We start from the raw sequence: 260 nt of genomic DNA on the forward strand, positions 1-260 counted from the left end.
CACCTTGACCGCGATCCCCAGGCCGTCGATCCAGGCCGAGCGGTTGAGCAGCGTGTCGGGGCCGCGCCGGATCAGCACGTCCTCGGTCCGCGCGCGCGGCCGGCGGTGCCCCGCCTCGATGGCGCGGGCCACCCCCAGCCAGTCGAGGGCCGCCTCGCCCTCCGCGAAGGAAACCAGATCGACGCTCACGCGGGTCCTCCCAGGTCGAAGACGTAGAGGGCCACCTCGGCCGCGGGCCCCCGGGCCAGCCCGTCGTAGAG

General features: G+C 75.4%; 1 protein-coding gene. It reads right to left on the reverse strand.

The annotated features are described in order from the left end of the window. Positions 1-189 (reverse strand): hypothetical protein (locus tag C1X29_RS28790; RefSeq protein WP_256584429.1); only part of this gene is annotated, 189 nt, incomplete at its 3' end. Between the last annotated feature and the right edge of the window lie 71 nt (positions 190-260).

The organism is Pseudomonas sp. GW456-12-10-14-LB2, from assembly GCF_002884345.1.
Lineage (GTDB): Bacteria > Pseudomonadota > Gammaproteobacteria > Pseudomonadales > Pseudomonadaceae > Aquipseudomonas > Aquipseudomonas paraglycinae.